Consider the following 22,619-nt stretch of genomic DNA (forward strand, 5'->3'; position numbering starts at 1 on the left):
CCGGATGCACAACCTCGCCCTCGCCTGATAGGGCAGCGGGCACGGTAGCCCACCATGCCCGAGGCGACCAGAAGATCTTTTACGGGACAACCCTTTGGTGATGAACTTGACGGATTCCTCGAAGGGGAGGGCGGCTGCCCGAAGCCGTTCAAAGGCGGATCCATAGGTGCGAACTTCGTCTGTCTCCTCGATGTATCGCACGGCCGTGAGGCTTTCCTCGTAGACGACGTCGAGGGAGGCGTGCTCGGGGAAACTCAGAATGTTGAACGCACCGAACGCTCCTGGATGGGGCGGGACGTTGGCGGGCAAGACCTGGAGGCTGACATGCGGCAGCTCCGACACGTGGAGAAGACGCTGCAGCTGTTCACGCATGATCGACGGATCTGCGGGCTGAGCCCGCAGCGCGTTCTCGTGAATGATCGCCCAAACCTCGGGAGGTCCGAGCTGGTCGCGGGAGGTCAGCACTGCCTGCCGCGCGATGCGGATCTCGACGAGTTGGCTGACCCAGTCCTCCGAGGCTGCCGTCATGCCGGTGGCAGCGATGACCTGGCGGGCGTAGGCCGCGGTCTGGAGCAGGCCCGGGATGATGCCGAGCTGGAAGAGGCGGATCGATGAGACTTCCGCCTCGAGCCCGATGAGGTCTTCGTACGTCGGAGTCAGGATGCCGCGGTAGGAATGCCACCAGCCGCGCCGGGACCCGTCTTTGGTGAGGGTGAGCAGGGCTTTGCGTAGCTCAAGGTCCTCGATCTCGTAGACATCGAGGAGTATGTCGACATCGGAGGCCTGGGCAGCCGTGCGCGCCGTTTCCAGCCGGGAGAGCTTGACCGCATTGATCGCGCCGCTGGTCTTGTCGGCGACACCCTCCAGGGTCCACCCCCTGCTCTCGCGGTACTCGCGGAGCTTGGTGCCAAGTCGTCGCCGGCGGACGGTTGGTGCACTCACCGCCTGCCCCCCTTCTCCGTTGATGCTGGTCAGTCTGCCTTGTGCCGTGATCGCCTCGCCACCCTCGTGAGCAGGACCTTAAGCGGGCATATGCAAGTCTTGCCTCATTAGCGTGAAAGGCTTGCACGCTTTGTTGGCGATGGAGCACTCTATGTGTGACGACGCTCACCTGGAACGCGCAGGGAGTGCACCCATGGCGCGCTGATTCCAGGCGCGCAGGCGCCGAATGCGGGTCGATCTGCCGCATGCGACGCCCTGACTACCTCTCAGGAGGACGGCGCGCATGACCCAATACCTCGCCGGTCACCGTTGGGGGAGCTCGGCCCCGCCCGCGTGCGGCCCGCGGCAGCCAACGATGGTGTGTCTGAACAGCGTTGACGTAGTGCGGTTACGTCGCTCTCTCGCCCTGTACACACTGTCTGTACTCAGAGGCCGAGGCATTCCGGTCGGGCCGATTCTGCGCAGCAGGGCCCGTGCAACCATCGAGGTCGTGGTTCCGACGGGAACTGCGGCGACCTGGCCCGGCTTGCCAGGCACTCGGTGCGTTGCCGGAGTCGACCTTGCAGGCCCGGGGCGTGCCTGGATCTCACCAGCTCGCCCTGCTCGTGCCGGGACAACCGATCCGGACGCCCTGTGCGAGGCGATCACCGTCGCCCTTGTCCACCGCGTACCGCCGCAGTTCCGACCCAGCACACCGGCGCGGCGCTCATGAGCGCCCGCGAGCAGCGCACGCCGCTGGCCGGTCCGGCCTTCGCGCCAAACTCCCAGTCCGCCGTTGAATCTGTTGCGCGGCCCACCGTCACCAACAGCGGACGGCAGCAGATGCGTGTGACCGTCAGGCTGCCCTGCACCCGCGACCGCTGCGACACCCCTCGGCGGGCTCGCCACTACGTCCGTGACGCCCTGCACGAATACGGGATCCCAGGCCAGCTCGTCGACGACTTGGTCCTGGTGGCCAGCGAACTTACGACGAACGCAGTCGTGCATGTCGGTCACGGCGACATGTTCGTGCAGGTCACGGTGACCCGCTCCGAGGTGGCCGTGTCCGTGACGAATCAGGGACTGTCCTGGCGCCGCACACTCCTGCCTGCGGGCCCGGACGACCTTCACGGTCGTGGACTCGCGATCGTGCGAGCGCTTGTGGACCGCGTCGAGGTGCTCGAGCACCGTCAGACCACCGAGGTGCTGGCCACGGTCTCCCTCGCCGAGTCTGTGGGGGAGAGCAGCCGTGGCTGAAGCGTTCGAGCGGTTGCCGAAGGGCGTGCTTCTGGAGCCGGTGCCTGCTGTCGTCGCCTGGTCCGCGGAGGTCACCCCCACCACCGGGCTCCTCATGACGGGGACCGGCATCGGCTACTGGGACGAGCGCCCGCAGGACAGGGACATCGACGGGATTCTGTGGGCGCGGCGGACGGTCTGTCAGGAGGGCCAGCCGCGCTACGCGGACCTGCATCCCGCCCGTCAGCGAGCTCACATGGAACAGCTGCTGTGTCAGGTGTGCTCGGCGCCGGCCGACCGCACTGCGCAGGGCGTGCTGTGGCTGCTGCCCGACCCCGTCCCTCATGCGTGGCCGGGCTGGCCGGACGAGGTCTGCACGACGAACCCTCCCGTGTGCGCACCCTGTGCCCGCACCGCGGCAGCGGTGTGCCCGCGGCTCCAGCGCGGCCACCGCCTGGTCCGCGCCCGTGAGGCCGAGGTCGTTGGGGTGCACGGACGTGTCTACGCGCCCGCTGCCGGTGGGAACTGCGAGCTGGCGGAGGTGGGCCGGCGCATCGTCACATTCGGCGAGCGGGCTATCACCTGGACTGTCGCCTCCGCTTTGGTGCGTGAGCTCCACGCCTGCGCACCTCAGCCCTGGGAAGGCCTCAGGTGAGCGACGTCCGATACACGCAGCCTGCCGTGACCGCCGCCTCGGTGGCCTCGGCGCCGTCGCGGGGCAGGGGCGCGTCCTACTGGTGTGACGCGGCGGTGCACCTTCCCGCCGGCCGCATGATCTGGCTTGGCGGCCGCTCCTGCAGAACAGCGGAGGGCGGTCTCGCCTGGATCCGGCGCCGCGCAGCACAGATCGCAGAGCAGCTCGATGCGGATCTGGCCCGGCCGGTCCGTGGCTGGCTGTTCGACGAGACAGAGGCAGTGCGGGCTCTGGCCGAGCTGAGCAGCGGGGCGACATACGCGCTCGTCGTGTACGACGACACGACCGCCGACGACGCAGCCCAGTTCGTCGTCGCCGTCACACCGCCCGAGTGCTGCCCGGACCCGCACGAGGCGGGGGAGTCGCCTCCGTAGCCGCAGCGTCTTGCCAGCACGCGGCCCAAGTACTCGGCAGACAGCAGAGCTCCTCAGTGCCCGCGTTGTGCGCCGCACCCCTTTCCGCCCGTGCGGCTGACAACGGGGGTCCTGGAGGCCCCTCCGCCCGGTACTTCGGGCGGCACCACCAACCTAGGAGAGCCATGACGACCTCGATCTCGATGCCTCCCGCTGCGACGCACGCGCCGGAGCTCCCGGCGACCGACGAGTGGGTGCTGACGACCACCATCACGCACACCCCGATCCCGATCGTCGAAGCGTGCGACACCAGCGACGGCTGCGCCAAGACCTGCGACTCCTCCTGCACCTCCAGCTGACCCACCCTCGCGTCTGTCGGGGATCCCGGAAACGCCTGGGCTCCCCGACAGACGCACCACCGTGAAGGGGGACCCCGATGACGACCTCGCCAGTGTTTCGCCGGCGCGGCGACGTGATGGTGCTGCGGGCTGCGGCGAGGCCGTTGCGTGACCGTCCCGTTGTCTGGCCTGACCTGAACTCGGCGCAATCGAGCCTGGACTGGCTCGCCGGGATCTTTACGGACACGGACTTCGTCACCGCGTTACGTGTCGCATCACCCGGTCTGGTCACCGCTGTTGAGCGAATCCTGCGAGATGGTGACAGCGCCTCACCGAAGCGGATCCGCAAGGCTACCTGCTCGTCCGCGGCCTATGTTCTGCGGTCCATCTGCCGCCCCACTCCGTTCGGCCTGTTCGCAGGCGTTGCCCTGGCCGAGTACGGTCCGGCATCGGCCGAATTCGGCGTCGCACACCGGCCGCTGGGCCGTCCGGACACGCTCTGCGTCGACCGAGTCCGCCGCGACCTTGAGCGCCGGGCCGATGTGCTGCCGCACATCGAGCTCCAGGTCAGCACACTGGCCGCGGTGCGCGGCACGACGATCGTGGTGCCGCGCGCGGGCGGGCGTCTCGCGAGTGCGCCCATCACCCGCCCTCTGTCGGTCCTCCTGGCCGCTACGTCCGCGCCGACGCCCGGCCGCGAGGTGATCCGCCTCCTGGAGAACTCCGGAGGAAGCCGTGAGCAGGCGATCGCCCTGATCGCACAAGCCCTGACCGACGGCTACCTGACGAGCGGCCTCGCCGCCCCGATGACCGACACCGACCCGGCCGGCCACATCGTGCGCACGCTGCGCCCGCACGCCGACTCCCTGTCCCCGAGCACCCTGGACGTCGTCGACCAGCTCGACGAGGCCGGCCAGCTGCTGCACGGCCACAACGAGGCCGAGCCCGCCGCGGCCCACAAGCTGCGTGCCCTGGCCGCCGAGCGGATGCAGTCCGTGACAGGCGAGGCCGTACGCGCCCACATCAGCCTGGACCTGCACCTCGACGCACGCGTGCGCGTGCCCGAGAAGGTGCTGGACGAAGTCGAGCACGCCGCGCACGTGTTGGCTCGGCTGACCCGCACGCAGGGCGAATCCCCGGCCTGGGCCGCCTACCAGAGCCAGTTCTGGGAGCGGTACGGAGCCGGCGTCCTGGTGCCGGTCCTCGACGCCGTCGACCTGGCCGCGGGGATCGGCGTTCCGGCCGACTACCCCCACTCCGTCTGGCCCGCGCCACCGTCCAGGCTGCTGCCACGGGACGAGAAGCTCGCCGCCATGGCCGCCCACGCCGCAGCCCGCGAGCAGTGCGAACTCGTCCTCACCGACGCGGACATCGACGCCCTCTCCTCCCCGCCCGACAGCCTCGCCCCGCACGTGGAGATGGGATTCCGGATCCGCTCCGCCGGCGCCAAGGCCTTGAACGCCGGTGACTTCATGGTGGATGTCCGACCGGCGTGGACCGCGGGCGCCCTCTCGGGCCGCTTCACCGGCATCCTCGACCACCGGCTGTCAGACCTGTACCGCACACTGCCGACCATGACCGAGGGAGCGCTCAGCGCCCAGCTCAGCTTCACGCCGAGCTTTCCCCACGGCGAGAATGTCGCCCGCGTCCCCGCCCTGCTCCCGCACGTCATCCCGGTCGGCGAGCACCGCCAGGACGCGCCCGAGGTCATCCCCCTGGACGACCTGGCCGTCCTGTCCACCGGCCGACACCTGCACCTCGTGAGCATCTCCCGGCGCCGGATCGTCGAGCCGAGCGTGCTGCACGCCCTGGCACTGGAGAAGCAGGCTCCACCCCTGGCCCGATTCCTCGCCATGCTCGGCCGCGGCTTCGCCACCGCATGGACGGCATTCGACTGGGGCCCGGCCGCCGCCTGCCTGCCCTACCTGCCGCGCGTCCGCCACGGCCGCGCGATCCTCGCCCCGGCCCGATGGAAACTCCCGGCCGACGCCCTCCCGCCCGGCCCGTTCAGCCCGGAATGGCACCAGGCCCTGCGCGTCTGGGCCACAGCCTGGCGCTGCCCACAACGCGTGGACCTGCAGGACGCCGACCGGCCCCTGAGCCTCGACCTCGACGTGCCCCTGCACGCCCGACTGCTGCACCAGCACCTGCAGCACGAGGACCAGGCCGTCCTCACCGAAAGCACCCCGGACGACGACCTCGCCTGGATCGGCCACGCCCACGAATTCACCGTGCTGCTCGACGCGGCCGTCCCGCAGCGCCAGCATCCGGATCTCACCCGCGCCCCCGTCCTCGTCAACGAGTCCCTCACGCATCCTGGCGATCCGACCGCTCGCTGGATGCAGGCGAACGTCTTCACCCACCCGACCACCATGGACGAGGTCATCACCCGCCGGCTGCCCGACCTCGTCGAGAACCTCGGCACCGACAGCACCTGGTTCGTGCGCTACCGCTCCCAGCACGAGACCGACCACCTGCGCCTGCGGATCCCCCTCACCGGCACCCAGACCGACCGCGCTGACACCCTACGAACAGTGTCCGCGTGGACGGCGAGACTCACCGCAGACCGGCTCGCCTCCCGCCTCGTCATCGACGGCTATCGACCCGAGACCGGCCGCTACGGCACCGGGAACGTCATGCGCGCCGCCGAAGACGTGTTCATCGCCGACAGCAACGTCACCCGCCGCATTCTCGCCGACTCAACACCACTCGCCCGAGAAGTCCTGTGCGCCTTCAACATGATCGACATCGCGAAGGGCCTCCTCGGCGCCGACACGGGACACGAATGGCTGGCCACGACACCCGCCCACGGCCACGGGAACCTCGAGGTCACCCGCCAAGCTCTCCAGTGCGCCCCATCGTCCCCGCTCCTCGGCATCGCACCAGCCGCACTGGTCCACCGCCGCATCGCACTCACCGCCTACCGCGAACTCCTCCACCCCGACGATCTGCCACGCGTCCTCGAATCGCTCCTGCACATGCACCACAACCGGCTGATCGGCCCCGACCGCGACTCCGAAGCCGCAGCCCGCCACGCCGCCCGGCAGGTCAGCCGCTCCCGCCTGGCCCGGAGCACCACATGAGACACGACGACCTCGGCTCCGGCCTGGCCGGCACCGCCCTGTACGAAGTGGTCAAAGCCCGCGCCAGCGGCAACTGGACCGCAGCCCACGCAGCAGTCAAGGCGGTCATGAGCGAGCCCGTGTCCGGGCACCCGGACGACGCGAGCCTGTACCGCGGCACACCCGCCGCCGCGTTCGCCCTCTCCCTCGCCGACCACCCGGCCTACAAGACCGCCCTGGGCGTTCTCGACGCCGACGTCATCGCCCTCGCCCACCACCGCCTCACCCAGGCCCTGCGCCGCATGGACCGTGGCCGGCCACCCCGCATGCGTGAGTACGACCTGATCAGCGGCCTCACCGGCCTCGGCGCCTACCTCCTGCACCGCGGCCACCGCGCCGCCCTCGAGCCGGTGCTCCACTACCTCGTGCGGCTGCTCACCGAAACGCTCACCGTCGCCGGCCACCAGGTGCCGGGCTGGTGGGCCGCCGACAGCCCCACCGCCGACCTACCACCAACCGAGAGGTTCGAGCACGGCCACGCCAACCTCGGGCTCGCGCACGGACTCGCCGGCCCGCTCGCCCTTCTCGCCCTGGCCCACCGAGCCGGCCGCACCGTCGACGGCCAGGACCAGGCGCTCGCCGAAGGCTGCACCCACCTGACCCGCTGGACGCAACTCCTGCACGGCCCGGGCACCGGCTGGCCCGAGACCCTCTCCCTGCACGACTACCTCGCCGGCCCCGTCACCGGGGCCATCCCCGGGCGCCCATCGTGGTGCTACGGCACACCCGGAATCGCCCGCGCCCTGCAACTCGCAGCCCTCGCCCGAGGCGACGCCGCCACCCAGCTCATCGCCGAGAACGCCATGCTCGCCTGCATCACCGACCGCTGGCAGCTCTCCCACCTCGACCAGGCGATCGTCTGCCACGGATGGGCCGGCCTCCTCCTCGCCGCCGCCCGGATCGCTGCCGACTCGGACAACCCGCGCCTCACCGCCGAACTCCCCGCGCTCCGGGCCCACCTGAGCCGCCACATGGTGCAGCACGAGATACCCCAGCCCGCCGGACTCCTCACCGGCGCCTCCGGCGTACTCCTCACCCTGCACACCCTCACCGCCCCCGACCCTCATGACCTGGGCTGGGAAACCTGCCTCCTCCTCAACTGAAAGCGACCATCCCCGTGAACGACGCCCCCACCTCCACCGAACTCCGCAACCGCCTCGTCGACGAGATCCTCAACGACCACCCCCTGCCCGCACCCGTCGAAAGCGCCCTGCGCACTGTCAAGCGCGAAGCGTTCCTCCCGGGCATCGACCTCAACGACGCCTACACCGACCGGGCCGTCGCCATCAAGGACAACCCCACCGGACCCCTGCCCCTGTCCTGCGCCTCCGTCCCGTCCCTCGTCGCGACGATGCTCGCCCAACTCGACGTACACGACTGCGACAACATCCTCGAGATCGGCGCCGGCACCGGCTACAACGCCGCACTCCTCGCCGAACTCGCCGGTCCCACCGGACACGTCACCACCATCGACATCGACCCCGACGTCGCCCTCCACGCCCTCACCATGATCGACCGCGCCGGATACACCCACGTCCACGTCATGCAGCGCGACGGACTCAAAGGAGCCCCCGAAAACGCCCCCTACCAGCGCATGCTCGCCGCCGTCGGCCTGTGGGACCTCCCCAAGGCATGGTGGGACCAGCTCGCCGACGGAGGCCGTCTCGTCCTGCCCCTGCGCTGGCGCGGCCAGACCCGCTCCGTCGCCCTGACCCGCCACGGCAACACCCTCGTGTCCGACGGCATGGAACTCTGCGGATTCGTTCCGATCATCGGCCAGGACGGCGAGAAGACAGCCCCACTCAACCCCGACGACACGATCCGGGTCCACTACGACGACGACCAGGCCATCAACCCCACCGCCCTCGGCGCCAGCCTCCTCACCACGCCCTGCCTTGAGGCATGGTCCGACCAGCACATCGGCCTCGAGGAGTCCTTCGACGGCGTGTGGCTGCGCGCCACAGCCACAGACGACCGCGTCTGCCGGCTCGAGGTCACCAAGCAGGCCGTGGCACAGGACCTCGTACGCCGCCCGGTGATGCCGGTCCGCAGCCCCATGCTCGCGCACGGCGACTCCCTCGCCTACCTCATCTCCGCCCGCGACACCGCCGACCCGGACCGCCCGGTGCGCCTTGGTGCGGCCGCCTACGGACCGAACGGCGACGCCCTTGCCCGGGACCTCGTCACCCACATCGACGCCTGGGGCCAGGACCGCACCGCAGTTCCCCACCTGACCATCACCCCGGCAACGACCGAGGACGGGCCAGAGCAGGGCCACGTCATCACCAAGCACGAGAGCCGCATGCACCTCACGTACTGAGCAGCCGCAGAGGCGGGCGCGCGGTGCCCGTTGTCATCCCAAGCTCCTCTAGGGTGACGGGATGGCACGCGGCACCAACGTCTCCTCTGCACGGATAGCGACCGACCTTGCCCTGTCGATCCACCAGGGCAAGCTGAGCGCCGGACAGAAGCTCCCCACCCAGGCCGAGCTTGCACAGACCTACGGTGTGGCGCCCGCGACCGTACGCACCGCACTGCGCAGGCTCGTCGACGCCCAACTTGTCAAGCAGGATGGCCGCACCTGTTCCGTACGTGAGTCCCGCGCGGTGTTCCCGGCGAGCCCCGTGCGCGACATCCTCACCGCCGCATCCATCTGCGCCCACCTGGCCGCCACTTACGAGGACACCGCGCCCTCCACACACACGCTGGGCCGCTGGCCCGCGGACACGACCCTCCTGCAGGAGATGGACCGGCATGTGCTGGCCTTCCTCGGAGACCAGTTCGTCACAGAAGCCCTGCGCCTACTCGCGGACGGTGTGGACCCGACGGGCGCCGACGAGCGCGTACTGACGGCCGCGCGCGCGATCCTGCATCACGGGGGTCGCCGGCCACACGAACAACTGGCCGTCCCCTTCCGCCGCCTGCCCTGACCATGGTTCCAGTCTCAGACACGTGATTGCCGGATATTGGGCAGCCGTGGGGAACGACTCCTGGGCCTGCTGCCGTCGTCTGAAGATCGCCTACCGTCACACCGAACGGTGTGATGACCTGGACACGCACAGTCGTCGGACAGCAGGGGCTGCGCGGGGACAGGTCTCCGCGCTCGGCTCCTGCCGGACAGAGCCGCGTGCGCGGGACAATGGGGGAGTGTGTGCAGGCAGATAAGCGGCGGATCCAGACGGCGGTCCTGGGCAGTGCGGACTCGGACGAGCCGCTGATGCTGCCCATGGAGGCTATCGGGCTGGATGCCTTCCGGCGCGTCCATGAGCACGACACCTATTGGTGCGGAACGCTTCTTGGCGGCTGCGGCGGTCAGCTGACCACGAAGCTCTACACCGATCGAGCCTGTCACTTCGCGCACTTCCCGGATCCTGACGGACTGCCGCACGTCTGTGGACGGCACGCCCGCGGTGTGAACAGCGCTGACCACTTGTATGTGAGGTCGGCGGCCACGGCCTGGCTCTCCAGCCTGGGGGAGCAGGCCAGCATCCAGTACCCGCGCCCTGGTGGTGCACCGCTGGGCTCCGTCGTCGACGTCCGCTGGCCACGGGGTGCCCTGCGAGTGCACTTGGACCAGGCTGTTCCACCCGAGTGGGACGAGGGCCTCGAGCCTGTCCTGGGCACCATGATCCCGGTCGACCGGGACACGCTCATCGAACGCTGGTACGTCCATCGGATCCGCCTGCACAGTGAAGGAACGTCGAGGGTCGTCCGGATCGGCACCGAGGCATTCGCCAGGAACACCGAATGGTTCTCGCTCGACGACTGCGAGATGACCGAACGAGGGCTCTCGACACCGGCGGTCGAGGAGATCGTCAAGTCCCACACGGCACCGCGCCCGTCGCGTTGGACGCCCGGGACGACGAAGAAGGTGCCGGAACCCGACGCTCGAGCCCAGGGGCTCCTGCGCCAGCTGCTCTACGCACGTCGGATCGAGTCCGTCCTCCTGGTGTCGCAGCGGTGCCGTGAGATCGAGGATCTGACGGGCGCACACGCAGAAGTCCAGGCGCAGCTGGAAGCTGCCGTCCGTAACGCTCGGATATGGCTGTCCGACCAGGATGAGCAGCGCCGCAAGCTGTTCGCGAGTTTGGACGGAGCGGTGTCGGAACGGAAGCCGGGTCGGGTGCGCAGGCTCCTGCTCCGCGCGAACGCGACCGCCTCGGAGGACCGGACCGAGGCCGAGACCGAGATTGTGGAGCGAGCGGTCGCCTACTACGACGGCCTTGACGCACTCACGCACGAAGCAGTCGAGGCGGAAGCTGCCACGGAGAGTGCCGCGAAGGATGCCGCTGCCAGAGTCCGCAGCATCCTCAGAGACCTGCGCAGGCACGACACCTACACGACCGACCTGCGCCCGACGGTGGAGCAGCTGCTGCAGGCCGCGGCGGCGGCCGGGGACCTTCTGACGCCGGGGCCGGCGAGCAGGGTAGAGGTCTGGAGGGCGCGCGCGGCTGACGGCCCGCAAAGACCGTTGCACTCGCAGGTGGCGCGCCGCTACTGGACGCGGCGCACCTGCCCACGCTGTCAGGCGGCCCAAGGTGAGAGTTGCGTCGTGGCCGACGGGCCCGAGGTAGGGAAGATCCGGCGGTTCCCTCACAACGAGCGGCTGCAACCAATCGTGGACGAGCGCAGGGCCAAGAAGCAGAAGCCGGCAGCGACCGACGTCACGCGGCCGTCAGTGGCAACAAGGGCGGCCGCCGGTCAGCCCGATCCCGCACCCGGCGGGGAGCGCCGGCCGGCTCCGCAGAAGGCAGAGCCCCGACTGCATCATCAGGTGTCCCGAAGAGACTGGTACAGCGGAACGTGCCCACGCTGCCACGCCGGTCCCGGCAAGCCGTGCGACAACGACGACCGCGTCGGGCCGGGCAGGACCCGTCAGATCCCGCACGACGAACGCCTCCGCCGCGTCCTGCAGTCCGCCCATCCGGGAACGGGGTCGCGCACAGCCAAGACCGCGCGCAAGCTGCGTGCCGAACAGGACAGCGGATCCCCGGCGCGCACCTGGCACGCAGACGAAGTCACCTGCCCGAAGTGCCAGGCCCAGCCGCACACACCGTGTTCTCCCGAGGGGCGCATGCATCAGGAACGTGTCACTTGGGCCAAGGAGTTCACTCGGAAACTGTGGGGCTGACCGAAGACGGACACTTCGGGCCGGCGGCTACTGTCGGGCGGATTCCTCTTCGTCGGCGGCGGTCACCGTGGCGGGCTTGCCGTCCTGCAGCTGCTGGAGTCGCTTGAGCGTGGCGGCGAGGATCGTCTGCGTGCCGGACGGGTCGCCGCCGGTGCCACCCTCGACTCGGACCCGGATGTTGACGGTGCCGGAGCGGACGTATCCGTAGACGGAATCGTCGGAGGCGCCGGGGTTGACGACGAGGACGTTCTCGTCCCCGATCGGCTTCTTCGGCGTCTGTTGCTTGGCCGCCTCGGTGCCCTTCCAGGCCGTGTACTGACGGTGCGCGGCGCTGGCCGAGTCGAACTGGCAGATGCCGATGTGCGCCATGTTGATCGTGGAGTGGTTGTACTCGTAGGAGGAGTCGGCGCCGCGGACCCAGCCTGCGGGGGCAGAGTCCGCGTCCTCGGTGCCGTTGCAGTACTCGCCGTCGGTCACCGACTTGTCGCCGTGCAGCGACCAGCCGGGGAGCGTCTCGCCGTCGCCGAGCAGTGCCTGCGTCAGATGGGCCTGGGGGAGCTCCTTGGTGATCGGCTTCGGCGCGGCTACGGTTGCGGGCTTGTCCGCCTGGCGCGTGGCGGCATCTCCGGTGCCGTTGCTGTCACTGCTCGAGGAGCAGGCGGTAAGCGCTGTGATTCCGGCGAGGGCGGCGACGAGGGCGATGCGTGCGCGTGACATGTACAAAGCCTATCCGGTGGTGATCTTCACGCCGCCCGGATGCGGGGAGCTGTTCTGTGGAACCGGTCCCCAAAGTCCCGTTGGGGTGGCAGAGTTCGAGGTATCCCGATGTGACGGCGTGCACGGCACCCCTCCGTATCGCCGTGTGCGAAGAATCGGTTCGTCTGCCCCTGGTCTCCCGTGAGCCAGGGGCAGACGTGTCACCGGGCACCGTTCGAGCACGCGGCAACCGGGAGAACTCAGCCTCCGTCCCGGCAGTAGTGGCACCCGCGCTGCTCGCCTTTGGGCTCAGGGCTGACGAGTCCGGCCAGCTGCTGCCACCCAGTCGGCTGAGGAACTGCGGAGAGCAGACCTTCCATGGCATCGACGAGCGGTTCATTTGCGCTCGGAACCAGACCGACGGTGAGAACCTTACGGCCCGGGTGCCACACGCAGTGCTCGACAACTGCGGCAAGTTCGGCAGCCGTGCCGTATTCCGGGAGAACGAACACTTCGTCCTGATCGGTGGTCACCAGGACCACGCCGCGCGCTGCGCTGTACTCGTTCTCCTTGACCGCGACCACGACCGCGTCGATGAACCCTGCGGAGGGCGGCGGGCTGTGCCGGGGCACGTGCAGAGCGATCAGAGAACTCGTCGGGGAAGTGGCGCACCAGGACGGTCCCACGGCAGTGGGCCAGTGGCCGAGTTCGCCTCCGCCGGCCACGGAGGGGTGCTCCTCGAGCGCTTCCAGGACGCTCAGTGCGCGAAGGCTCTGGCTCCGCTCGGCTCGGCGGACGGCATGGGTCAGGCCGTCTCGGACGGGGGCGGGCAGGACAGCGGTGTCGAGGACCACGATGCCGGCGCTGCCCGGGTCACGGAAGACGTCGCGGGCGTCCCGGGCCAGGCGAAGGGAAGGCGCCTGCTCCATGAGCCACTCCAGGCCGGCCCAGAAGTCACCGCCCGATTGGCGTGGGGCCGGAGGCAATGCGACGCGGACGGCCACGTCCCACACGGCGGGGTCACAGTCTTCGGGCAGCTCGGCGTAGTCCACGGAACTGCCGGGCCTCCAGGACGCGGACGCGATGTCCCAGTACGACTCGCCGAGTTCGGCGACAGATCGGGCAAGGTCGCCCGTGAGCGTTGCGGCCGTTGCGCTGCAGCGCTTTCGGAAGGCGTCGGCGAATGCGAGGGGTGGGGGAATCTGTGTGGAGACGGGTGTTGGCGGGTTCCACGCGGCGACGAAGACCGGAGTGGCACAGCCTGGCGGCCACCAGGGCAGCCGGTGGCCGAGGGCAGCCACGAGGTCTGCCATCTCCGGCGCCCGGACGGACAGCTGCCGGGTCCGGCGCACCAGTTCATGCAGACGCTCCGGGTGCCCGATGCCCTCCAGGTCGGCGCCGAAGATGTCGAGAGTCCGCACGAATCCGGTGTGCCGGCCGAACCCGGGTTCGGCCTCGGTCGGAAGCAGCACCAGTGTCCCGACCACCTCGTCGGCGCCGAAGCGGTACGCGTCGACGTCCTCGAGAAGGCGCACGATCAGGTCCTGCAAGGGGCTCCCGTGAGGCCAGTGCGGAGGCCAGCCGAGCAGACGTGAGGTCTCTCCAGGGGTGAGCACGGTCGTGAGCCAGACCGATGGCCCCAAGCCAGCGGGTGCGCAGTAGCGGGAGACGTGGAGGTCGATCTGGTCGCGGCGGGTCTCGGCGTCGACAGCAGGATCGCCGGGGACCTGGCGCAGGGCCACGGACCGGCGCTCGACGGCGGGCAAGTGCGGGCCGTCAGGGCCGGGCAGCAGCCACGAGGCCGTACGCGGAGGAAGACGCCGGCCGGTCGCCGCGCACCACCGGGCGACAGTGGCGCCTCGCCACAAAGGACGCTCCGGAGTCGTCCCCTCGGCATCGGGGTCGGGCAGGGCTCCCGGAACGCCCGGGGAGCGGAGTTGGGTGATGCGCCCGCGTGTGAGTCCCGTGAGGCGCGCGATGTCCGAGGGACTGTAGACCGTGGCGAGCTCGGCAGACGTGCTGCGCATGCGGAGTAGGTTCACACCGACAAGCCTAAACAAATGTTTAGCAGTGGGGGGCGTTTTCACGGGCATGCGCCGCGAAGCCCGGACTGACGCTGCCCCGACCGCAGGGCAAAGCCCTGATGCGTGCAGGCGTGACGAGCTGTGCGGGATCACCCTCTGGAGCGAGGCCCCCTCCTCTCAGCCGCCCAACTTGGGTGGGGCTACAAGGGGTAGGTCAGTGAGCTCGCGTCGAAGTCCGTAGGTGTGCGGGGTACGCGAACCATGCCTTCCCTGGCAGCCCGCATCTCGCCGCGGCTGGTGTTCGTGACGAAACCAAAGCGCTGGTAGAACGTGAGGAGCCTGCTCGGATCCCCGCCATAGTTCGCGCTCGGCGTGAGCGTCATCGGTACTCCATGGCCATCCGCTGCAGCAGTGATGCGTTCCATGACGCGGGTGCCGAGTCCCTTCCCTCGCTCGCTCTCGGGCAGGAGGATCGAGGACACCACGAGGAACGGCCCACGGTCGATTCCCAGCTCAAGCCTCACGCACGGGTAGTTGGTCCGTAATTCCTCCGCCAGAGCCTCGGCCCATGACGACGACACCTGATCCACGAAATCCATCCTCGGTGACTGGCAGAGCTCAAGAACTCAAGCAGCTCGACAGGTCGCTGCTCCTGATTCAGAGCCCACTTCCGATCAAGGCAGCACGCTGTTCGACGAGGCCACGCCACCGAGTGCGGGTGCGGTCCTCACCGTCGAGCCAGAAGGGCCCGGTGTGGTCGTTCGGCAGGGGGAGCGCGGCCATGAAGTAAGCGATGTCAACGCCCGGCGGTCCGCTAATCCTCCGCCAGGCAGCGGGCGTACTCGGGGTGGTCGGGCTTGTACAGGTCGCGGCCGACCAGCACCGCGCCGCCCCGCAGGTCCAGAACCCGTTTCAACTCGGTGCACACCGCTGCCGGGAGGCCCGGCGACCAATACCCGGACCGGACGTTCCTGGGCGACGGCGGTCTTGGTCCAGGCCGGGATGATCTGCGTGTCGAGGATCTGTGCGTGCTCTGCTTAGGACAGTGCGTGCGGGGCAGGGTCGTTCACTCGGCGGCCTCGGACGGGCGCAGGTAGGCGATCGGCCCGCCGGACCGTGCAGTGGACACGTCCGCGCCCAGAAGCTGGCGGGTCAAAGCTGCCAGGGCCGGATCGCGCGTCAGAATGCGAAAGCTCGACGGATCATGGAGTGTGCCCACCCGGCCGGCGACCTCTCCGGTGAAGGAGTAGCGGATCTCGTTTCTCCCGAAGCGTCGGCAGCCGTCGGTTCCGCTCACGGAGAGCACCCCGACGACCCACCCGGACACCGACACGGCCAGGACTCCGCTGGAGATCACCTCCTGCGGCTCGCACCGCCACCACATGCGGCTCGCCTCGAGGAACTCTGCGTCGGTCAGGTGAGGGCCGGCTCCTCGGAAGGTGCGGGTGTCCCAGGGCTCCTGTGCAGGGGGCGGCTCGGCGGCCGCGGTCCGCAGCACAGGCAAGTGGCCGGCCTGGACGACCACCGCCGGGGCGTTCGCCAGCGCAGCGACGCTGGTCGCCCTCAGATCCTGCAGGAAGCCGCTCTGCTCCACCTTGGCCACCGTGTTGACCGAGCGGCTCAACATTGCTGCGGCCTGGACGCGGGGCAGGACCTCTGATGTGGAGGCAGATGTGGGCTCCAGTGTGACCGTCGGCAGCATCGAGCTACTCCATCCAGTTGATAGTAATGATTCAAGGCTATAGGTGAGGGTCGCAAGGAGCAACTCGCCGACGGGCAGGGGCCGCCACCCGCGGGCTTGTACGAAGGCTCCGGCCGTTCCAGGTCCACGGCGTCCACAAGTGAGTGTCTGGCGCCGCCAACCGCGCGTACCGTGGAGGCGTGCCCATGCCACAGGTCAGGCCTGTGCCGCCTTCAGCCCAGGGGTCGAAGGGGCTGAACTCTCCGGTTAGGAAAAGCTCCGAGGCGGGCGCATCTTGATCAGGGTGCCGTCTGGGGCGGGCCCCCGGCCGGGCCGTGCGCTTGGTCGCTCATGAAGCCGTGCAGCATGTTGATCTGCCACTGAATGTCGGCGACTTCGGATTTGAGCGCTTGCAGTGCGGCCGCCGCTCGGGCACCGAGCACCTGGATACGGGCTGTGTCGTCCGCGATGATCTTGCACACTGCGTCCACGGCCACATCCATTTCATCCTCTGTGACGCGGTCGGCGAGGTCCTTCAAGGCCACCGTCACCGCCTCTACACCGCCCCGTTCGAAGACCTGCTGCAAGAAGTCCTGATCCATGAGCGCTTAACTGATGATCAGGCCGATCGGATACGGGATCACCCTGGTTCGGCAGAGATCAGTTCCTCCGGGCCAGCGCGGCGCGTGCGACGGCGCCGTTGCCGAATCGGTCCCGCACCCTGTCCGCTGCCGCTTCCAGCCGGTGCGCCCTGTCGTCGCCCGGATCGAGTACGAGCTGGTGATGTGCGACATCGGCGTCAGCGAGCTGTTCGGCACGCGCCGCGATCCTCCGGACGCGGGCTCGCTGGAGGCCGAGTCCCTCAAACAGGCCGAGCAGCCCCGTGGCGAGGGCAGGGCTGTGTGCGGTCGGCTCGGTCAGCGTGCGGGTGCGAGTGGTCGAGGATCGGTCGGCGTAGTGGACGGTCAGGCTGACGCTCCGGCAGACCTCGTCATCCCGACGCAGGCGCCGGCCGAGCTTGTCGGCGAGCTGTGGCTGCTCGCGGACCTCTTCGACTCTCTGGCCGACAAGCCGGGCACCATCGACGAGTTGATGCGCGAGACGCTCGAGAACATGGGTTCCGATGACCGCTGACGCAGCGGGACGCACCGGCCAGACGACGCGCCAAGCCCGATTCAGGTGGAAGTGCAGCACGTATCCGGCTGGACGACGATAGTGCCGACCCTCGGCTGGCTTCGAGAGGCCATCGGGAAACCGCGGTCGGCTCCACCGCCTCGCCAAACCCTGAGTTCGGGCCAACTCTCCTTGTTCACGGCGATGAGGTCGCTTGATCGGAAGCCCCCGTGCCATCGCCGATTTGATCCGGCCTGAGACCAGACCTCGGCCTGTCATCGTCGGGCTCGAACCGTGACGCCCTCCAGGGCGTCGATAAGGGCACCGAACACCGTGGAGTCCTACCCCATGAGCGCACCCGAACCGCCAACCTGGCCGCACTGTGCACGCGGCGCAGACCCTGCTGCCGACCCCGTTGGTTGCCGCGGCATCAAAGTTCTTGGCCACACAGCGTGCCTCGCTCACCTGGATGACGCTGACCGTGACGCCTACCTGGCCGGCCTGGCTCCCGGCGCCAGCATCGACCACAAGGGCACAACTTTCACCCGGCCTCTCCTCAACGCCCTGCTCAACGCCCTCCGTGACCCGGCAACCAATAGCTCGCGCATAGGCGACGCCGGATTCGATTCGGCGACCTTCGAGCACATCGCCGACGAGTTCGCGTTGGCCACTTTCGAGGGCGACGCCGAGTTCGATTCGGCAACCTTCAAGGGCAACGCCGGGTTCGTGTCGGCGACCTTCAAACGCAGTGCCTCGTTCAGATCGGCAACCTTCGAGGGCGACGCCGAGTTCGAGTCGGCAACTTTCAAGGGCAACGCCGGGTTCGTGTCGGCGACCTTCAAGGGCAGCGCCGGGTTCGTGTCGGCGACCTTCAAACGCAGTGCCTCGTTCGGGTCGGCGACCTTCAAGCGCAGTGCCTGGTTCGGCTTGGCGACCTTCGAGGGCGACGCGGGGTTCGGGTCGGCGACCTTCGAGCACAATGCCTGGTTCGGCTTGGCGACCTTTGTGGAAGCTGACAGGGTCGGGCCTTTGGTATGTGCGGGGCGGGTTGTGCTGTCCGGTGCGAGGTTCGGCGGCCCGGTGACTCTCTCGTTAGTTACGCGCCGTCTGGAGTGCCGTCGCACGCGCTGGTCGTCGACAGCGGAGATCCGTCTGCGCTACGCCACAGTGGACTTCGCCCATGCGGTGTTCGAGTACCCCCTCACGATCGCCGCCGAGCCGGATCCGTTCGTTCGCACCAACGGACAGCGACTGCTCGACGATCCCTTCTCCAGCGTGTCCGACCCCGGGGTGCGGGTGGCGTCGCTGCGCGGGGTGGATGCGGCCCACCTGGTCCTCTCCGACCTCGATCTGTCGGGATGCCTGTTCGCCGGCACCGTGCACCTGGACCAACTCCGCCTGGAAGGCGCCTGCACCTTCGACACGGGCCCTCCCGCCGTTCACTGGCGACGGTGGCCACCTGTGCGGTTCACCGAGCGGCGCGTCCTGGCCGAGGAACACCACTGGCGTGCCAGCCGGCCGGGGGCAGCACCGGGCTGGAACGTCGCGGTCTTCGGCGCCGGGCGGGTGGGCCCGCTGCAGCTCGCGCCGGTCTACCGGGCTCTGCGCAAGGCATTCGAGGACGGCAAGCACGAGCCGGGGGCCGCGGACTTCTACTACGGGGAAATGGAAATGCGCCGCCACGCCGACGACATCCCCCGCAGTGAACGGGGTCTGCTGACCGCGTACTGGGCGCTGTCCGGCTACGGACTGCGCGCCTCCCGGGCTCTGACCTGGCTCGGCGCCGCCATGCTCCTCACCATCGTCCTGCTGATGGCCTTCGGCCTCGCCCAGGACACCCCGAAACAAACCGCGACCGGCACCGTCCCGGCCGGCGGAGGCAAGGTCACCTTCGAGATCGACAAGGACGATCCCCAGAACCCCACCGGCAACCCGTTCACCAGCGAGCGCTTCGAGAAGGCCCTGAACGTCACCCTCAACTCGGTGGTGTTCAGAGCCTCCGGCCAGGACCTGACCACCGCCGGCACCTACATCGAGATGACCTCCCGCCTGACCGAACCCGTCCTGCTGGGCCTGGCCGTCCTCGCCGTGCGCAACCGCGTCAAACGCTGACCGGCCGGCACGGCCGCACCCTGAACTGCGACCGACGGCGACCGGGCCTTGCTGTGGTGGACCAAGGCGGGGGGCCGGATCCAGTCGCGCAGCGGACAGGACGTGACGTCCGCCTGGCCCGACCTCGCGAGGCAGCCCTGCACCTACGCCTTCGCCGCCGGCCTCGGACGCAGAGAAGCCGTTCAGCAGCGACCCTGTGCAGGCGATCGCCGAGTTGCGGGCAGCAGCTCGTGCCGGAGCGCGTCGACAGAGGCCGGATCTGCACCGCCTCCGGGATTCGCCGTAGCCGGTTTTTCGGCCACGTGAACCAGACGGTGGACGCTGAACATCTCGGCGTACTCCGCGCCCGGGGGAAAGCCTGCGACGACGTTGTGGTGAAGGTGCTGGCGGTGGGCGACCTCGGCGAGCCGACGGAAGACGTCCATGTCGAGCTGCGTCTGCGAGGCGAAGCATTTGAGCGCGAGTACCTTCGCCTCGAGTAGCTCGGCGCCGCCGATGAAGAACTCGTTCGGTTCGAACCCGGTGCTGTAGGGGGAGCGGAAGTACTTCAGGTTGCGGACTTCCCGCTGGGCGACGGTGGTGACTTCGTGCGCCGTGGTGCTGTGGTCGAGGTGCTGGTCGGTTGGGTAGTGGGTGTAGACGATGTCCGGACGCGTCTGGTCGAAGACAGCGAAGAGCTCGGCATTGATGCGGCCGCGGTGCTCGACGAAGCGCGTGTCAGGGATGGACGAGAAGGTATAGCTCTCGACGCCCAGGAACTCGCCAGCGGCCAGACACTCCTGGCGCCGTACGTCGTTCGGGCCGTCCAGCGTAGGCCTGCCGGTGCTCAGGCAGTGGATCCGCACCGTGGCGCCGTTGAGGGCGTACCAGCGGATGCGCATACCCATGGCGATCTCTGCGTCGTCGGGGTGGGCCACTACGACGAGTACGGACGTCATCGGCTCCTCCGTGAGGTCTCAGCGCAGCGGCCGACCCGGCGGCGCGGGCGGCCGGGGCTGCGGTCAGTTCGGCGGGGTGGTCATCCGGTCGAGGACGAGGTGTCCGCGTTCGACGAGGACCTGGTCGTGCTTGGTCAGGCCGGCGTTGAGGTAGGAGATGCCGAGGCGGGCGGACAGCAGGGTCAGCACTGTCTGCTCGGTCTCGGTGAGCGCGCGGCCGTATCCGGTGAAGTACGCGTCGGCGAGGGAGGGGCGTGGTGTCCACAGGGCGCTGTGGAGCCAGACGAACTCCTCGGCGGCGATGCCGGGGCCGGCCATGGCGAAGTCGATGATCCCGTGTCCGTGCTTGCGGTCCCACAGCCAGTTGCGGGTGGCGTAGTCGCCGTGGCGGTAGACGACCGGCAGTTCGGCGACGAGGTGGGGCAGGTCGCGGGCGACGCGCTCGACGAGTTCCTGTTCGGCCGGGGTCAGCCGGTCGCGGGTGGCCTTGAGGCATGCGGCGGCTTCGTCGGCCTGGTCGAGCGCGGCGGAGCGGATCGCGGCGCGGGCCTGGTCGGTGGCTGGTGCGGAGTGGTCGTGCCAGCGGCGCAGGAGGCGGCCCGCGGCCTCGTGGACGCGGAGTTCCTGGTCCTCGTCCAGGAGGAGGCCTCGCACGATCTTGCCCGGCTGCGGGGTCGTCAGGATCGCGAGCTGATCGGGGTCCGCGGCGATGACGCGGGGGGCCTGGTGTGGTTCGAGGGCGTGGGCAGCGTAGGCGTAGCCCTCGATCTCGCGTTCGTAGTCGGGGACGCTCGGGCTGATCTTGACGTATGCGGCGGTGTCGTCGGTGGTGGTGGAGAGGCGCCACACGCGGGAATCGCCCCGTGCCCAGGACACGTCCGTGGCGGTGCGAGCGCCGGGGAGGTGGGGGAGCAGCCAGTTCCACAGGCACGTGGGGATCGGGGCGGGGTGGTTCATGCGGCTCGTGTCTCCGGTTCGCTCGGGTTCGGGCTGGGGGTTCGACGGTACGCACCGTCGGGCCCGGCGCGTTCGGCCTCTGGGTGGGCCCCGGATTGGCGGTGTCAGAAGTGGTCGGCCATCCACGGTTCGTGGTCCCAGGTGGGGCGGAGGAGGGCGGTGACGTCGGCGAGGGTTCCGCGGACTCCGGCGAGGAGGGCCGCGGGGGCGCTGCGGTAGCCACCCGCGTACCAGACGGCGAACTGGCCGCGGGTCAGGGTGACGGCTCCGGCGCTGCGGGTGGGTTCCAGTTCTGCCTTGCCGTCGTGGATGCGGAGGGTGAAGCGGGTGGTTGCGCCCTCTTGGTCGTCGGCGACCTCGAGGGGCAGGTCGACGTCGGTGTCGTGGGGCCAGCCGCGTAGCCGGACGGCTTCGCGCAGGTCGAGTACGCGCAGGAGCCAGGGGTGCCAGGCGTGGGCGGTGACGCTGCCGGCGCGGTGCAGATGGTGCAGGAGCAGGGGAGCCGGGGGCAGGGCGGTGCGCTGGAAGTAGATGGTGGGGATGCGGCTGTTGTGGCGGCCGAGGAAGGAGAACATGGCGGCCGCGGCGGTTGCGCTGGCAGCCCAGAAGTCGTGCACCACCAGGCGCGGGCCGGACCCGTTGTGTTCATGGGCGAGGCAGAGGCTTCCGCCGAGGCCGCCGTCCGGGTGGTGGAACTCGTAGGTGGTCAGGCCGGGGTGCTTGTTCTGCTGCCAGGTCTGCCACCACGCCGGTCGCTTCCACGGGCCGTTCCAGCGTACGGCGAGCTGGTCCTGCAGGCTGTCGGAGTGGTGGGTTCGGCCGTGCGTGACGTCGTAGCCGTCGTTGCTGAAGCCGCGCCGCAGCTCGTCGGTGGGAACGGTCCAGGAGAAGACCTGCGCGGGCGCGGCGAAGCCCATCCGCTGGACGTAGCCGGTGGCCGCGGTCCACAAGGTGGCCAGGACGGCGCCCTGTTCCTGCAGCGGGGCCAGACGTTCGCTGATCATGCGGACCGAGAGGCGGCCGCCGCGCTGCTCGGGGGCGACACATCCGGCGCCCAGCAGCGCTGCGGGGACGGGGTTGCCGCCGAAGTACTGGTGGCCGTGCAGGCCGAGGCCGCCGGCGACGACGCGATCGTCCCCCTGCGCGATGCGCAGGTCCGCGTGATGGCGCAGGAGCGTGATGTCGCCGACGGGATGGCCGTAGCTGCGGGTCGCGACGTCCGCGTACTGCTGCCAGTGCGCGTCGGTGGTGGCTTTGACGATGGTCAGGGCCGTCTCGTCCATGGTGCTTCGCCCCTTCGTTC

Annotated in this window: 20 protein-coding genes; 10 read left to right on the forward strand and 10 right to left on the reverse strand. The window is 69.4% G+C overall.

The genetic code is table 11. The features are described from left to right. A partial coding sequence (locus ACZ4E1_RS36545; protein WP_467547704.1) for a helix-turn-helix domain-containing protein occupies positions 1-942 on the reverse strand: 942 nt, incomplete at its 3' end. A gap of 708 nt (positions 943-1,650) precedes the next feature. Here ACZ4E1_RS36545 and ACZ4E1_RS36550 point away from each other — a divergent pair. The 9 genes from ACZ4E1_RS36550 (at position 1,651) to ACZ4E1_RS36590 (ending at position 11,795) form a co-directional block, all read left to right on the forward strand. Beyond that, positions 1,651-2,178, forward strand: coding sequence for an ATP-binding protein (locus tag ACZ4E1_RS36550; RefSeq protein WP_467547706.1), 528 nt, complete (start codon positions 1,651-1,653; stop codon positions 2,176-2,178). Then, entirely contained in the window at positions 2,171-2,812 is a 642-nt protein-coding gene (locus tag ACZ4E1_RS36555) for a hypothetical protein (protein WP_467547708.1), read from the forward strand. The genes ACZ4E1_RS36550 and ACZ4E1_RS36555 overlap by 8 nt, the downstream gene beginning before the upstream one ends. Next, positions 2,809-3,225 (forward strand): hypothetical protein, encoded by a 417-nt coding sequence (locus ACZ4E1_RS36560; protein WP_467547710.1) that lies wholly within the window; start codon positions 2,809-2,811, stop codon positions 3,223-3,225. The genes ACZ4E1_RS36555 and ACZ4E1_RS36560 overlap by 4 nt, the downstream gene beginning before the upstream one ends. Positions 3,226-3,389: 164 nt before the next feature. After that, on the forward strand, positions 3,390-3,563 hold the full coding sequence (locus ACZ4E1_RS36565) for a hypothetical protein (RefSeq protein WP_467547712.1): 174 nt from the start codon (positions 3,390-3,392) through the stop codon (positions 3,561-3,563). A 116-nt stretch (positions 3,564-3,679) separates the two neighbouring features. Further along, positions 3,680-6,625, forward strand: a complete 2,946-nt coding sequence (locus ACZ4E1_RS36570) for a lantibiotic dehydratase (protein WP_467547835.1) — start codon at positions 3,680-3,682, stop codon at positions 6,623-6,625. After that, a complete protein-coding gene (locus ACZ4E1_RS36575) occupies positions 6,622-7,767 on the forward strand; it encodes a lanthionine synthetase C family protein (protein WP_467547714.1) in 1,146 nt (381 codons plus the stop codon). Before ACZ4E1_RS36570 ends, ACZ4E1_RS36575 begins: the two co-directional genes overlap by 4 nt. Before the next feature lie 14 nt (positions 7,768-7,781). Continuing rightward, positions 7,782-8,984, forward strand: coding sequence for a methyltransferase, FxLD system (fxlM, locus tag ACZ4E1_RS36580; RefSeq protein WP_467547716.1), 1,203 nt, complete (start codon positions 7,782-7,784; stop codon positions 8,982-8,984). Positions 8,985-9,045: 61 nt separating this feature from the next. Continuing rightward, positions 9,046-9,594: a GntR family transcriptional regulator gene (locus ACZ4E1_RS36585; protein WP_467547718.1), complete on the forward strand. Its 549-nt coding sequence runs from the start codon at positions 9,046-9,048 to the stop codon at positions 9,592-9,594. Positions 9,595-9,815: 221 nt separating this feature from the next. Beyond that, positions 9,816-11,795, forward strand: coding sequence for a zinc finger domain-containing protein (locus ACZ4E1_RS36590; RefSeq protein WP_467547720.1), 1,980 nt, complete (start codon positions 9,816-9,818; stop codon positions 11,793-11,795). Positions 11,796-11,822: 27 nt separating this feature from the next. On the opposite strand, the gene ACZ4E1_RS36595 is transcribed toward ACZ4E1_RS36590, so the two are convergent. The 6 genes from ACZ4E1_RS36595 to ACZ4E1_RS36620 form a co-directional block, all read right to left on the reverse strand. Next, positions 11,823-12,512, reverse strand: a complete 690-nt coding sequence (locus ACZ4E1_RS36595; protein WP_467547722.1) for a hypothetical protein — start codon at positions 12,510-12,512, stop codon at positions 11,823-11,825. A gap of 239 nt (positions 12,513-12,751) precedes the next feature. Beyond that, positions 12,752-14,518: a hypothetical protein gene (locus ACZ4E1_RS36600; RefSeq protein WP_467547724.1), complete on the reverse strand. Its 1,767-nt coding sequence runs from the start codon at positions 14,516-14,518 to the stop codon at positions 12,752-12,754. A gap of 197 nt (positions 14,519-14,715) precedes the next feature. Beyond that, a complete protein-coding gene (locus ACZ4E1_RS36605; protein WP_467547726.1) occupies positions 14,716-15,114 on the reverse strand; it encodes a GNAT family N-acetyltransferase in 399 nt (132 codons plus the stop codon). Between the two features lie 467 nt (positions 15,115-15,581). Continuing rightward, positions 15,582-16,217, reverse strand: coding sequence for a hypothetical protein (locus ACZ4E1_RS36610; RefSeq protein ID WP_467547728.1), 636 nt, complete (start codon positions 16,215-16,217; stop codon positions 15,582-15,584). A 278-nt stretch (positions 16,218-16,495) separates the two neighbouring features. Continuing rightward, positions 16,496-16,798: a hypothetical protein gene (locus ACZ4E1_RS36615; RefSeq protein ID WP_467547730.1), complete on the reverse strand. Its 303-nt coding sequence runs from the start codon at positions 16,796-16,798 to the stop codon at positions 16,496-16,498. 58 nt (positions 16,799-16,856) lie between these two features. Beyond that, on the reverse strand, positions 16,857-17,588 hold the full coding sequence (locus tag ACZ4E1_RS36620; RefSeq protein WP_467547732.1) for a DinB/UmuC family translesion DNA polymerase: 732 nt from the start codon (positions 17,586-17,588) through the stop codon (positions 16,857-16,859). A gap of 69 nt (positions 17,589-17,657) precedes the next feature. Here ACZ4E1_RS36620 and ACZ4E1_RS36625 point away from each other — a divergent pair, with 69 nt between their 5' ends. Then, entirely contained in the window at positions 17,658-19,421 is a 1,764-nt protein-coding gene (locus ACZ4E1_RS36625; protein ID WP_467547734.1) for a pentapeptide repeat-containing protein, read from the forward strand. A gap of 182 nt (positions 19,422-19,603) precedes the next feature. Here ACZ4E1_RS36625 and ACZ4E1_RS36630 read toward each other — a convergent pair whose 3' ends face one another. The 3 genes from ACZ4E1_RS36630 to ACZ4E1_RS36640 all read right to left on the reverse strand — a co-directional run bounded on the left by ACZ4E1_RS36630 (position 19,604) and on the right by ACZ4E1_RS36640 (position 22,599). After that, on the reverse strand, positions 19,604-20,359 hold the full coding sequence (locus ACZ4E1_RS36630) for a PIG-L deacetylase family protein (protein WP_467547736.1): 756 nt from the start codon (positions 20,357-20,359) through the stop codon (positions 19,604-19,606). Positions 20,360-20,422: 63 nt separating this feature from the next. Further along, positions 20,423-21,316, reverse strand: coding sequence for an aminoglycoside phosphotransferase family protein (locus ACZ4E1_RS36635; RefSeq protein WP_467547738.1), 894 nt, complete (start codon positions 21,314-21,316; stop codon positions 20,423-20,425). 104 nt (positions 21,317-21,420) lie between these two features. Then, a complete protein-coding gene (locus ACZ4E1_RS36640; RefSeq protein WP_467547740.1) occupies positions 21,421-22,599 on the reverse strand; it encodes a GNAT family N-acetyltransferase in 1,179 nt (392 codons plus the stop codon). Positions 22,600-22,619: the final 20 nt, after the last annotated feature.

This window comes from Streptomyces sp. NPDC025806 (assembly GCF_055558275.1).